Annotated in this window: 11 protein-coding genes; 7 read left to right on the top strand and 4 right to left on the bottom strand. The window is 63.8% G+C overall.

Going from position 1 to position 12,935, the window contains the following annotated elements:
* Positions 1 to 105 precede the first annotated feature (105 nt).
* The 3 genes from C1A35_RS12650 to C1A35_RS12640 all read right to left on the bottom strand — a co-directional run bounded on the left by C1A35_RS12650 (position 106) and on the right by C1A35_RS12640 (position 2,668).
* Entirely contained in the window at positions 106 to 855 is a 750-nt protein-coding gene (locus C1A35_RS12650) for a TerC family protein (RefSeq protein WP_104664652.1), read from the bottom strand.
* A gap of 163 nt (positions 856 to 1,018) precedes the next feature.
* Positions 1,019 to 1,858, bottom strand: a complete 840-nt coding sequence (locus C1A35_RS12645; protein WP_104664651.1) for an AraC family transcriptional regulator — start codon at positions 1,856 to 1,858, stop codon at positions 1,019 to 1,021.
* Between the two features lie 111 nt (positions 1,859 to 1,969).
* Positions 1,970 to 2,668: a TetR/AcrR family transcriptional regulator gene (locus C1A35_RS12640; RefSeq protein ID WP_104664650.1), complete on the bottom strand. Its 699-nt coding sequence runs from the start codon at positions 2,666 to 2,668 to the stop codon at positions 1,970 to 1,972.
* Positions 2,669 to 2,826: 158 nt separating this feature from the next.
* Between C1A35_RS12640 and C1A35_RS12635 the strand changes: the two genes are divergently transcribed.
* The 5 genes from C1A35_RS12635 (at position 2,827) to xylB (ending at position 9,685) form a co-directional block, all read left to right on the top strand.
* Entirely contained in the window at positions 2,827 to 4,041 is a 1,215-nt protein-coding gene (locus C1A35_RS12635) for an HlyD family secretion protein (protein ID WP_104664649.1), read from the top strand.
* Between the two features lie 148 nt (positions 4,042 to 4,189).
* The gene (locus tag C1A35_RS12630; protein ID WP_104664648.1) at positions 4,190 to 5,779 is read left to right on the top strand and encodes a DHA2 family efflux MFS transporter permease subunit; all 1,590 of its coding nucleotides are present in this window, start codon (positions 4,190 to 4,192) and stop codon (positions 5,777 to 5,779) included.
* An 84-nt stretch (positions 5,780 to 5,863) separates the two neighbouring features.
* Entirely contained in the window at positions 5,864 to 6,979 is a 1,116-nt protein-coding gene (locus C1A35_RS12625; RefSeq protein ID WP_104664647.1) for a metallophosphoesterase, read from the top strand.
* Between the two features lie 163 nt (positions 6,980 to 7,142).
* Positions 7,143 to 8,180, top strand: a complete 1,038-nt coding sequence (locus C1A35_RS12620; RefSeq protein WP_104664646.1) for a LacI family DNA-binding transcriptional regulator — start codon at positions 7,143 to 7,145, stop codon at positions 8,178 to 8,180.
* 50 nt (positions 8,181 to 8,230) lie between these two features.
* Positions 8,231 to 9,685: a xylulokinase gene (gene xylB / locus C1A35_RS12615; RefSeq protein WP_104664645.1), complete on the top strand. Its 1,455-nt coding sequence runs from the start codon at positions 8,231 to 8,233 to the stop codon at positions 9,683 to 9,685.
* A gap of 35 nt (positions 9,686 to 9,720) precedes the next feature.
* Here xylB and C1A35_RS12610 read toward each other — a convergent pair whose 3' ends face one another.
* Positions 9,721 to 10,083, bottom strand: a complete 363-nt coding sequence (locus C1A35_RS12610; protein ID WP_104664724.1) for a nuclear transport factor 2 family protein — start codon at positions 10,081 to 10,083, stop codon at positions 9,721 to 9,723.
* A 142-nt stretch (positions 10,084 to 10,225) separates the two neighbouring features.
* Here C1A35_RS12610 and xylA point away from each other — a divergent pair, with 142 nt between their 5' ends.
* A complete protein-coding gene (gene xylA / locus C1A35_RS12605; RefSeq protein WP_104664644.1) occupies positions 10,226 to 11,536 on the top strand; it encodes a xylose isomerase in 1,311 nt (436 codons plus the stop codon).
* Positions 11,537 to 11,862: 326 nt separating this feature from the next.
* The gene (locus tag C1A35_RS12600; RefSeq protein WP_104664643.1) at positions 11,863 to 12,915 is read left to right on the top strand and encodes a sugar phosphate isomerase/epimerase family protein; all 1,053 of its coding nucleotides are present in this window, start codon (positions 11,863 to 11,865) and stop codon (positions 12,913 to 12,915) included.
* Positions 12,916 to 12,935: the final 20 nt, after the last annotated feature.

Here is a 12,935-nt window from a genome sequence, read left to right as displayed (position 1 = left end):
TTGACGGCCGGTCGCCGAACCCCGCGTCTTCCAGAACTCCCGCAAGCAGAAGGCCCGCATCGTCGATGCGGGCCTTTTTCGGCTGAGATCGTCTGGTCTTGCTTGTCAGTCGAGCTTGCCGGCTTTCCTGAGGCGCGCGTTGCGCGCGACCATGTTCAGGATCTCGACGCCGGCCGAGAAGGCCATGGCGGCGTAGATGTAGCCCTTCGGCACGTGCAGACCCATGCCTTCGGCAATCAGCGTGGTGCCGATCATCAGGAGGAAGGCGAGCGCCAGCATGACGATCGTCGGGTTCTTCTCGATGAAGTTGGCGAGCGGATTGGCGGCAACGAGCATGACCGTGACGGCGGCGATGACGGCGATGACCATGATCGGCAAATGCGGCGTCATGCCGACCGCGGTGATGATGCTGTCGACGGAGAAGACGAGGTCGAGCAGCAGGATCTGGGCGATCGCGGCGCCGAAGCTGTTGATCGCCGAAGACGCGATGAAGTCCTCGCCATGATCGGCGGGATCGACATTGTGGTGGATTTCCTTGGTCGCCTTCCAGACGAGGAACAAACCGCCGGCAATGAGGATCATGTCCTTCCAGGAGAAGCCGTGGCCGAAGGCTTCGAAGACCGGCGTCGTCAGCTTGACGATCCAGGCGACGGTGCCGAGGAGGGCAAGGCGCATGACGAGCGCGAGGCCGATACCGACGCGCCGGGCCTTTTCGCGATGCTCGACAGGCAGCTTGTTGGTGAGGATCGAGATGAAGATCAGGTTGTCGATGCCGAGAACCACCTCCATGACGACCAGGGTGACGAGGGCGACCCAGGCGGCGGGGTCTTGGGCAAGCAACAGGAGGTCCTGCATCAGCGATCTTTCTCTCTTCAAAGGTTCCGCAGCGACCTTTGTGCGTCTGCAAGACGCTCGGGCGCTGAAGGTGGCGCGTCGTCGCGCAGAATCGCCGAAAGTATTTAAGAAACATTGCGGACGTGACAAGCGCCGCCGCCCATTTGCGGCGGCGCTTTACCGTTTACGATTTGATGGGAACCCACATTTCAACGACGCCCATGCCCGAATGCGGGTCGAAGCGATCGTCATAGCGCTCGATGAGATCAGGCGTTTCGCCGTGCTGAAGCCCGGACTCCGGCAGCCATGTGCCGAAGACATGGTCCGCGGTCTTGGCGATCGCCGAAATATGGCCGCGATGCAGGAAGACGGCGTAGCGCTGCTTCGGCAGCTTCAGCGTCGAAAAGCCCTCGGGCAGATCGCCGGCGTCGCTGACTTCCACGGCCGCCATGTAGCGGAAGGTGCCGGCCTCGTCGTCGCTCTCGTTGCAAACGCCATAGGCGACGTTGCCTTTCTGTCCGGGAACATTGCCGAAATGGCGGTTGAACCGCTGCCAGAGCGACGGAATGCCCTCCGTGCGGCTATAGGCGTAGGTTTCCGAAAGGCCCGCGAGCAGCAGCGGAGGGCTGTCTTCGAAGCGCGGCGGGTCGATCTTCAAGAGGCGGGTGTCGTCCATTCTCAAAGGCTCCATCAGTTCGATGTTTCGAACGTGCCTCTGCTTGCGCACGGTTTCGGGCGTCACGCCGAACTGGTCGCGAAAGGCACGGGTGAAAGCCTCGTGCGAGCCGTAGCCCGCATCGAGCGCCACCGAGAGAATGCTGATGGAGCCGTTGGAAAGCGCCCGGGCGGCATCGCTCAGCCGCCGGCCGCGAATATAGGCGCTGATCGAGCGGCCGGTGACCAGCCCGAAAACGCGCGAAAGATGGAAGCGCGAGAGGCCTGCGGCCCCGGCGATCTCATCCAGCGATATGTCCCTGGCGAAATGGCTCTCGATGAACCAGACCGCCCGTCCGATGGCACTCATCCTCACTCCCTTGGCAGTGCCCTGGTGATAGGGTGTTGCCTCAAGGCGCGCTTGATCGCAATTGCTGGATTGTAACTCCGGATGGTCGCCAGGAGTTCGGCGTCGGCCGGTCTATTTCTTCGGTCCGTAGGCGGCCATGAAGACGCGGACGGCGGCGGTGACCGTCGCCTCGATCTGTTCCTTGGGCGGCGCAGAGCACATGCCGCCGAACAGACGGTGCTTGAAGAGCCCGGCCTGCGCCATCTCGATGAACTGGCGGGCAGCCATCTCTGTGTTTTCGATGTCGAGCGTGCCAGCCGGAACCTGGCGGTCGAGATAGGACTTCAGGACGGTGTAGCCGTTCTCGGGCGCTTCGCTGAAGAAGCGCTCGGCCAGATGCGGCATGCGGTCGATCACGCCGATCACCATGCGCATGGAGCGGATGGTCTCTTCCGCCGTCATGCTCGTCGTCAGCGTCACGCCGAAATCGTAGAGCGATTCCTCGACGTCGTCGTGATCGTTGAGCGCGTGCTTGGCGGTCTGGACCACCCGGGTCTTGCCCTTGACGATGAGCGCCTTGAACAGGTCTTCCTTGTTCTCGAAATAGACGTAGAGCGTGCCCTTGGAAACGCCGGCCTCGCGGGTGATGTCGTTCATGCTGGCGGCATCAAAACCCTGGCTGAGGAAGGCACGCCGTGCGCCTTCGAGGATCTGCTCGCGCTTGGCTGGGTCTTCGCCGGCCGCATGCCGGCCACCCCCCAACGAGAGATCTTCGTCGATGTCGACAGTCGGCTCTACCGCGTCCTGGGTTCCGGTCTTTGCCCCGCTCATGATGGTCGCTTGTTTCCGTCCTGCTTGCATTAAATATTAGTCATCGAACCGCGTGGTTCGATTTCCTCTTGATATGCGGCCAGAAAGGGCTTATGTCAAGTTCCAATCGAACCGAACGGTTCAGTTCGTTCAGCAATCCTTAACCAGGCCGGTGCCCAATGTCCGCATCCAACACGTCCAGCGCTGCCCGCGTCCGTCCCGTAGACGAGAATTTCGAAGTGCAGCAGGAAACCGCGCCTGAGGCAAAGGTGCCTGCCGCAGAGCAGGCCGCAGTCGCTCCCGCCCCGGTCGCGGACGCCGCGCCGCCGCAGAAGAAGGCGCGCAAGCCCATCCTCCCGGTCCTCGGCCTGGCGCTTCTGGCTGCCGGTGGCTGGTACGGCTACGACTGGTGGACCAATGGCCGCTTCATGGTCTCCACCGACGACGCCTATATCGAAGGCGACATCGCGACGATCTCGCCGAAGGTTTCGGGCTATGTCGCCAAGGTCGACGCCGTCGCCAACCAGAAGGTGAAGGCAGGCGATCCGCTCGTCACGCTCGATGACGGCGACTACCGCATCGCTGCCGAACAGGCCGAGGCGAAGATCGCCACCCAGAAGCTGGCGCTCAGCCGCTTCGATGCGCAGATCGCCGGCGCCAAGGCGAGCCTTGCCCAGACCGAAGCGCAGAAGAAGGCTCTCGAAGCGACGGTGCGCGGCGCCGAACTCGCGCAGAAGCGCGCGAGCGACCTCCAGTCCAAGGCCGTTGGCACCGTCGCTTCGCTCGACAACGCTGATGTGGCGCTCGACCAGGCACGGGCAAACCTGGCCGGGGCGGATGCCAACATCGCCGCCGCCAATGCCAGCATCACGGTCCTCGAAGCGCAGCGCACGGAAGCCGAAAGCGAGATCCGTTCGCTGGAGCTTGCGCGCGACAAGGCTGACCGCGACCTCGGCTTTACCGTGTTGAAGGCGCCCTATGACGGCATCGTCGGCAACGTCGCGGTGCAGGTTGGCGACCTCGTGTCGGCCGGCCAGCGACTTGCCGCCCTTGTTCCGGTCGACCAACTCTATATCGACGCCAACTTCAAGGAGACCCAGATCGCCCATCTGGTGCCGGGCTCCAAGGTCAAGGTGCATGTCGATGCCTATGAGGATCACGCGATCGAAGGCACCGTCGCCTCGATCTCGCCGGCCTCCGGCTCGGTCTTCTCGCTGCTGCCGGCGGAAAACGCTACCGGCAACTTCACCAAAGTGATCCAGCGCGTGCCGGTGCGCATCACGCTGCCGGCCGACGTGCTGGCGGAAGGTCACCTGCGCGCGGGACTGAGCGTCGTCGTCGACGTCGACACGCGCACGGCGCCCGACGCAACCAAGGTCGCCGCGACCAAGTAAGCTGACGAAATGCCGGCGCGCCCTTGGGCGCGCCTTTTGTCGAGACCCCGGCGCCACGGAGCGCGGTCAAGTCCGGAACGCCGGCGCGGCGAAACGCGCATGTCCAGAACGCTGGCGCCCAAGTGCGCCCATGCAAGGAGTGGCTGAGATGGCCGCAACGGCAACAGCAGGCTCGGTGGCGGCCGCCGCACCGAAGGTCGAGGAACATATGGATCCGAAGAGGCTGATCGCCTTCTTCGCCATGGTCGTCGGCATGTTCATGGCGATCCTCGACATCCAGATCGTGTCGGCCTCGCTTGCCGAAATCCAGGCCGGCCTTTCGGCCGGTTCAGACGAGATCGGCTGGGTGCAGACCTCCTATCTCATTGCCGAAGTCATCATGATCCCGCTGTCGGGGACGCTGGCGCGCATCGTCTCGACGCGCGTGCTGTTCTCGGTTTCGGCCGCCGGCTTCACCGCTGCCAGCGCGCTTGCGGCAACCGCGACGAACATCGACCAGATGATCGTCTATCGCGCCATCCAGGGCTTCATCGGCGGCGGCATGATTCCGTCGGTGTTCGCAGCCGCCTTCACCATCTTTCCGCCGTCGAAGCGCAACATCGTCTCGCCGATCATCGGCCTGATCGCGACCCTGGCGCCGACGATCGGCCCGACGGTCGGCGGTTATCTCAGCCACGCCTTCTCCTGGCACTGGCTGTTCCTCGTCAACGTAATTCCCGGCATCATCGTCGCGACGCTCACCTGGACCTTCATCGACTTCGACAAGCCCGAGCTCGGGCTGTTCAAAAAGTTCGACTGGTGGGGCCTGGCCTCGATGGCGATCTTCCTCGGCGCGCTCGAATACGTGCTGGAAGAGGGCAACACCAACGACTGGTTCAACGACGAGCACATCGTCATCGGTGCGGTCGCGTCAGCGCTGGCGGCGATCGTGTTCTTCTACCGGGCCTTCAAGGTGGAATTCCCGGTCGTTGATCTCAGGGCCTTTGCCAACCGCAACTTCGCCTTCGGCTCGATGTTCTCCTTCGTCATGGGCATCGGCCTTTATGGCCTGACTTATCTCTATCCGCTCTATCTCGGGCGCATCCGCGGCTACGATTCGCTGATGATCGGCGAGACCATGTTCGTCTCGGGTCTTGCGATGTTCTTCACGGCGCCGGTCGCCGGCATTCTCTCGGGCAAGCTCGATCCGCGCGTGCTGATGACGATCGGCTTCACCAGCTTTGCCAGCGGCACCTGGATCATGGGCCACCTGACGGCCGATTGGGATTTCTACGAGCTGTTCATCCCGCAGATCCTGCGCGGCGTCGGGCTGATGCTGTGCATGGTGCCGATCAACAACATCGCGCTCGGCACCATGCCGCCGGCGCGCATGCGCGGCGCCTCCGGCCTCTTCAACCTCACCCGCAACCTCGGCGGTGCGGTGGGGCTCGCGGTCATCAACACGATCCTGACCCAGCGCCAGGATTTCCATTATGCGCGGCTTGCCGAGCACGTGCAGTGGGGCAATCCGGAGGCGATGGAGCGGTTCAACAACATGGCTGCCAACTTCAACGCCCACGGCCTGGACGGCACGACGATCGCGATCAAGCAGCTCGCCGCCATGGCGCAGCAGCAGGCGGTGATCCTGTCCTTCGGCGATATCTTCATGCTGCTGACGGTGCTGTTCCTGTCGCTGGTCCTCGGCGTGATGATGATCAAGAAGCCGCAGGGCGTCGGCCCGAGCGGCGGCGGACACTAGTCCCCCAGGGCAAGGCGCGGCTCGCGGTTTACGTGAGCTGCGCCTTGCTGCACACTCCCGTCCGCAAAAGTTGAGGGCGGTGGTATGCGGCGATCGGGTTCTGACGGCATATCCAGGAGATCGTTCGTCGCGGGCCTTGCCGGTCTGGGAGCAGCGCTTGCGACACCGCGCGCCCGAGCTGCAGTTCCAGCGACCGATGCGACCTTCCTGTTTTCCAACGACATCCACGCCTGCCTCGTTTCGATCGAGGGGCTGGCCCCGAATTGTGCCGCCGAAGGCAAGACCGACGCCAACCTGCTGCACCATGTGGCGGCCCTCAATGCGGTGCATGCGATGCGCTGGCCGGCGACGATTGCCGGCAAGCCGAGTGGTCTTGCAAGCGCCGGCCGCGAAATCAGCAAGCCACTCGGGCTGGTGCTCGGCGGCGACATTACCGACGATGGCGGCGGTCAGGTGCGCCAGCCGCGCGAAGGGCGGCAGCTGCAGCAGTTCTCCAGCCGCTACCAGGAAGGGGCAGGGCCCGACCACGTCCACATGCCCGTCTATGTCGGCCTCGGCAACCACGACCTCGACCAGGACGGTCCGCCGCCGCATGTCGACTGGTACCGCCGCGAACTGCGCGACTATGTCGAGCTCAATCATCGCCAGACGGTGTTCTACAAGCCGCCGGTGCCGGTGACGAACTACGATCCGCTTTCGGATTGCTACTCCTGGGATTGGGGCGGGCTGCATCTCGTGCAGCTGCAGCGCTTCGGCGGCGACCAGACCAAGGGCGCGGTCAATGCGCTACCCTGGCTGAAGCAGGATCTTGCGTCCTATGCCGGCGACGGCCGGCCGGTCATTCTGTTCCAGCACTATGGCTGGGACGCGTTTTCGACCGAGGTCTGGGATGCGAAGGCGAGGACTTTCGACGACGAAGGCGACGGCGCCCCGCACTGGTGGAGCGTTGCCCAACGGCAGGCTTTGCTAGACGTCATCAAGGGCAGCAACGTCATCGGCCTGTTCCATGGGCACCAGCACGAAACGGCGATGATCTATCGCCAGGGCGGGCTCGACCTCTTCAAGCCGAAGGCGGCCTATATGGGCGGATTTGCGCTTGTGCGCGTCACCGACGCCTTCATGGATGTGGCGTTGGCCGAAGCCGGGGCGGCGCATGGCGAAGTCGTCTTCACCGACGCCTTCAGCAGGCGGCTCGGCTGATCGCCGCGTCCGGAAATTTGTCGAAAAATCAAGCTTTATCAACCTGTTGCGAAACGCTCTCCGGGCTTTCGCACCGCCGCATCGGGTCCGGATTCGCGATCGCCGAGGATTTTTGATTTACGTACATCAAAAATTCCTCTAAAGGCAGAGCCCGGAGGAAAACATGCGCCCGACAGTTCACGATATCGCCGCCAAGGCCGGGGTCAGCCTCGCGACCGTCGACCGGGTTTTGAACAACCGTCCGGGCGTGCGCGGCGTCACCCGCGACAAGGTCGAGCGCGCCATCGAGGCGCTCGGCTACGTGCGCGATGTCGCCGCCGCCAACCTTGCCAAGAGCCGCATCTACCCGCTGGTCTTCATCCTGCCGGAAGGCGATAACACCTTCATGCGCGGCCTTGCGGCCGAGGTGGAGGCGGCCAAGGCGCGCTCCGCCGTCGAGCGCACGGCGATCACGGTCTTGTCCGTGCCGGCTTTCGATGCGCCTGCTCTCGCGCAGGCGCTGGAAGAGGCGCGTGGCCTCGATCCCGCTGGTGTCGCCGTGGTGGCGATCGATGCGACGGAGGTCGTCAGGGCAGTCGATCGGCTGCGTGAGGACGGCATCGCCGTCGTGACTTTGGTTTCCGATCTGCCGGGATCGTCGCGCGATCATTTCGCGGGTGTCGACAACGTCGCCGCCGGTCGGACGGCCGGTACCTTGATGGGCCGTTTCCTTGGCGGCCGAGAAGGCCCGGTCGCGGTTGTTGCCGGCTCGATGCTGGTGCGCGACCATCGTGACCGGCTTGAAGGTTTTGGCGCGGCCATGGCGGAAAGCGCGCCCGGCCGCCGGCTGCTGCCCGTCGTCGAGGGACAGGACGATCCGGGCGAGGTCGATCGCCTCGTCTCCAATTTGCTCGCCGATCACCCGGATCTCGCCGGCATCTACAGCCTCGGTGCCGGCAATCGCGGCCTGATCGCAGCGCTCGAAAGGACCGGTCGCGACAAGACCGTCTGCGCCATCGCGCATGAACTGACGCCACATAGCCGCACAGCACTTCTTTCCGGCACGCTCGACGCGCTCCTCAATCAGGACGCCGGTCACGAGGTGCGCAGCGCCATCCGGGTGCTGAAGGCCCGTGCCGATGGTCTCGCCGTCATCGGCGCGCAGGAGCGCATCCGCATCGAGATTTTCCTGAAGGACAACCTGCCGGTCGATCCGGCGTAGTGCTCTAGATTTTCGCAATTCTTTCGAGGAATTGCCCAAGGGAGGTTAGCATGTATCTCGGACTGGATCTCGGCACCTCGGGCGTCAAGGCGATGCTTGTCGATGGCGACCAGCGCATCGTCGGCTCGGCTTCCGGCGCGCTCGACGTCTCGCGGCCGCATCCCGGCTGGTCGGAACAGGACCCGGCCGATTGGGTGCGCGCCACCGAAGAGGCAATTGCCGGGCTGAAGGCGGCACACCCGGCGGAGCTTTCGGCGGTGCGCGGTATTGGTCTTTCCGGCCAGATGCACGGTGCGACGCTGCTCGATGCCGACGACCGGGTGCTTCGGCCCTGCATTCTCTGGAACGACACCCGCAGTTTTCGCGAGGCGGCCGCGCTTGACGCCGATCCTGAGTTCCGTGCGATCACCGGCAACATCGTCTTCCCCGGCTTTACCGCGCCAAAACTTGCCTGGGTACGGGCCAACGAGCCCGAGATCTTCGCCAAAGTGCGCTGGGTGCTGCTGCCGAAGGATTATCTGCGCCTGTGGCTGACCAGCGAACACATGTCGGAAATGTCTGACTCGGCCGGCACAGCCTGGCTCGACACGGGCAAGCGCCGCTGGTCGGAAAGCCTGCTTGCGGCCAGCGGCATGGATCAAACGCAGATGCCGAGCCTGGTCGAGGGAACCGATCCGGCCGGCAAGCTGCGCTCGGAACTTGCCGCACGCTGGGGGATTTCCGGTGACGTCATCGTTGCCGGCGGCGCCGGCGACAATGCGGCGTCCGCCTGCGGCATGGGCACGGTCGGCGAGGGCAATGCCTTCGTTTCGCTCGGCACGTCAGGCGTTCTCTTTGCCGCCAACGCCAGTTACCTGCCCAACCCGGAAAGCGCCGTGCACGCCTTCTGCCACGCGTTGCCGAACACCTGGCACCAGATGGGCGTCATCCTGTCGGCGACCGATGCGCTCAACTGGTATTCGGGCATTGCCGGGCGCAGTGCCGCGGACCTGAGCGCCGAACTCGGCGACAATCTGAAGGCGCCCTCAGGCGTCACCTTCCTTCCCTATCTCTCGGGCGAGCGCACGCCGCACAACGATGCGGCGATCCGCGGCGCCTTCGTCGGACTTGGCCACGAAAGCAGCCGGGTGGTGCTGACGCAGGCGGTGATGGAAGGTGTCTCCTTCGCCATTCGCGACAGCCTGGAGGCGCTGCGCGCCGCCGGTACGACGCTGTCGCGGGTGACGGCGATCGGCGGCGGCTCGCGTTCGCGCTACTGGCTGAAGTCGATCGCAACCGCGCTGAACCTTCCGGTGGACCTGCCCGCCGACGGCGATTTCGGTGCTGCCTTCGGAGCGGCGCGTCTTGGCCTCATCGCCGCGACGGGGGCCGATCCGGTCGCGGCCTGCTACGCGCCGCGCACGGCCGAAACCATCGCGCCCGAGGCGTCGCTGATCTCGGCCTATGAGGAGAGCTACCGGCGCTACCGCCGGCTCTATCCGGCAATCAAGGGCGCCGTGTCATGATACGGCGCCCGATGCCCCATTCAGGTGTCTCGCGCTCAGCGGGCCGGCACCTTGTCGAGGAAGCCGGTGATCGACTTCAGGCGACCGTTCTCGATCTCACAGACATCGGTGCCTTCGATAACAGAGGGAGCACCGTCCGGGCCAAGCGCCCAGGAAAAGCGGATCGTGTCGGCGTAGCCGTCGGCAGACCCCTTCAGCGTGAAGCGGAAGCCGGGGAACTGGCCGTGCACGCCGGCGATCAGCGCATCGATACCGGCATGGCCATCGCCCTGCATGACCGGGTCGCGGTAGCTGGCTTTGGCGGTGAAGGCCTTCTCGATCAGGCCCGCGCGCTTTGCGGCGTCGGTGGCGTTCCAGGCGGCCATGTAGGCTCTCGCGATGGCGTTGAAGTCATGCATCGAAGTGTTCCTTTCGTTTGGCGTTTCGATGCTTCCGGTATCGCCGGGCGAGGGAATGAAACCAATTACCTTCCACGTAATGGCCGCGCCTGTCGCATAGGCGATACCGGCCGACATCACTCTTGAAAGAGGAGCAAGACCCGTGAGCACAGGATTTTTCGGCGATATCGCCAAGATCAAATATGAGGGGCCCGACAGCACCAATCCGCTCGCCTTCCGCCACTACGACAAGGACGAGGTCGTGCTCGGCAAGCGCATGGAAGACCACCTGCGCTTCGCGGTTGCCTATTGGCACACCTTTGTCTGGCCGGGCGGCGACCCGTTCGGCGGCCAGACCTTCGAGCGCCCCTGGTTCAAGGACACCATGGACGCGGCAAAGCTGAAGGCCGACGTCGCCTTCGAATTCTTCGATCTTCTCGGCGTGCCCTTCTACTGCTTCCACGACGCGGACGTGCGCCCGGAAGGCAAGAGCTTCGCGGAGAACACCAAAAACCTCAACGAGATCGTCGATCACTTCGAAAAGAAGCAGGCCGAGACCGGCGTCAACCTGCTTTGGGGCACCGCCAACCTCTTTTCCAACCGGCGCTATATGTCGGGTGCGGCGACCAATCCGGATCCGGATGTCTTTGCTTTTGCCGCAGCAACGGTGAAGACCTGCCTCGACGCGACCAAGCGCCTTGGCGGCCAGAACTACGTGCTCTGGGGTGGGCGTGAAGGCTACGAGACGCTGCTCAACACCGACATGAAGCGCGAACTCGACCAGCTCGGCCGCTTCGTCAACCTCGTCGTCGAGTACAAGCACAAGATCGGCTTCAAGGGCGCGATCCTGATCGAGCCGAAGCCGCAGGAACCGACCAAGCACCAGTACGACTACGACGTCGCGACGGTCTACGGCTTCCTGAAGAACTACGGCCTGGAAAACGAGGTGAAGGTCAACATCGAGCAGGGCCATGCGATCCTTGCCGGCCACTCCTTCGAGCACGAGCTGGCGCTTGCCAACGCGCTCGGCATCTTCGGCTCGATCGACATGAACCGCAACGACTACCAGTCCGGCTGGGATACCGACCAGTTCCCGAACAACGTGCCGGAGATGGCGCTCGCCTACTACCAGGTTCTCGCCGGCGGCGGGTTCAAGACCGGCGGCACCAATTTCGACGCCAAGCTGCGCCGTCAGTCGATCGATCCGGAGGACCTCTTGATCGGCCATATCGGCGGCATGGATTGCTGCGCGCGTGGCCTGAAGGCAGCGGCAAAAATGATTGAGGACAAGGCGTTGTCTGCGCCGCTCGAAAGCCGCTATGCCGGCTGGCAGGTGCCGGAAGCCAAGAAGATGCTCGATGGCGGCTTCTCGCTGGAGGAGATCGAGGCCTGGGTGCTGAAGTCCGACCTCAACCCGCAACCGAAGTCCGGCAAGCAGGAGTTGCTGGAAAACGTCGTCAACCGCTACGTCTGAGCGGAGATGGATATTGAAAGGGCGCCTCGAAAGCGCCCTTTCGCTTCGTCGACGCGCACGGGAGGCGGTGATTTATGTCGCGTATTTTTGCAGCAAGGGCATGCCGTGGCCGGCCCAATGCCGTTTGTAATGAAATCGATTACAAAACTCTTCGGAATTGGGTCGTGCGCTGTTGCCCCTCGCTGAAAATCTGCTAGCTTCGGCGCCTGCAACGTTTCAGATCCGGCAGTTCTGGGAGAAAACAAAGGCGTGCAATCGCCTTTCATGCCGGCTGTCAGGACAAGGCCAACACCAATTGCGGCCGTTCCATCGGGAGGAAAATCGGGATGAAGACCATCAAGGGGCCAGGGCTCTTTCTTGCACAGTTTGCCGGCGATGCAGCACCATTCAATTCCTGGGATGCGATCACCAAATGGGCGGCCGATTGCGGTTACAAGGGCGTGCAGGTGCCAAGCTGGGACGCGCGGCTGATCGACCTGAAAAAAGCTGCGACCTCGAAGGCCTATTGCGACGAGTTTGCCGGCAAGGCGCGCGAAAACGGCGTCGAAGTAACCGAACTTTCGACCCATCTGCAGGGCCAGCTTGTTGCCGTGCACCCGGCCTATGACGAAGCCTTCGACGGGTTCGCGGCGCCTGAGGTGCGTGGCAATCCGAAAGCGCGCCAGGCCTGGGCGGTGGAACAGGTGAAGCTGGCGCTGACCGCATCGAAGAATCTGGGCTTGAACGCCATGGCGAGCTTCTCCGGCGCGCTTGCCTGGCCCTTCGTCTACCCCTGGCCGCAGCGGCCGGCCGGCCTCGTCGAGACCGCCTTCGACGAACTTGCAAGGCGCTGGAAGCCGATCCTCGACCACGCCGAGGAGAACGGCGTCGACGTCTGCTACGAGATCCATCCGGGCGAGGATCTGCACGACGGCATCACCTACGAGATGTTCCTGGAGCGCACCGGCAATCATGCCCGCGCCTGCATGCTCTACGACCCCTCGCACTATGTGCTGCAGTGCCTGGACTATCTCGACAACATCGACATCTACAAGGACCGCATCCGGATGTTCCACGTCAAGGATGCGGAGTTCAACCCGACCGGGCGTCAGGGCGTCTATGGCGGCTACCAGGGCTGGGTCAATCGCGCCGGCCGGTTCCGCTCGCTCGGCGACGGCCAGGTGGATTTCGGCGCGGTGTTCTCAAAGATGGCGGCCAACGATTTTTCCGGCTGGGCGGTGGTCGAATGGGAATGCGCGCTGAAACATCCGGAGGATGGCGCGCGCGAGGGGGCCGACTTCGTCAAGCACCACATCATCCGCGTCACCGAGAGGGCCTTCGACGACTTCGCCGACGCCGGCACGGATGACGCGGCCAACCGGCGGATGCTCGGGATCTGAGTTTGCCCCTTACAGAGCCT

It is taken from the genome of Ensifer adhaerens, from assembly GCF_002940685.1.
GTDB lineage: Bacteria > Pseudomonadota > Alphaproteobacteria > Rhizobiales > Rhizobiaceae > Ensifer > Ensifer adhaerens_E.
Note: the sequence above shows the minus strand (reverse complement) of the source record. Positions and strands in the feature narration are given on the sequence as shown.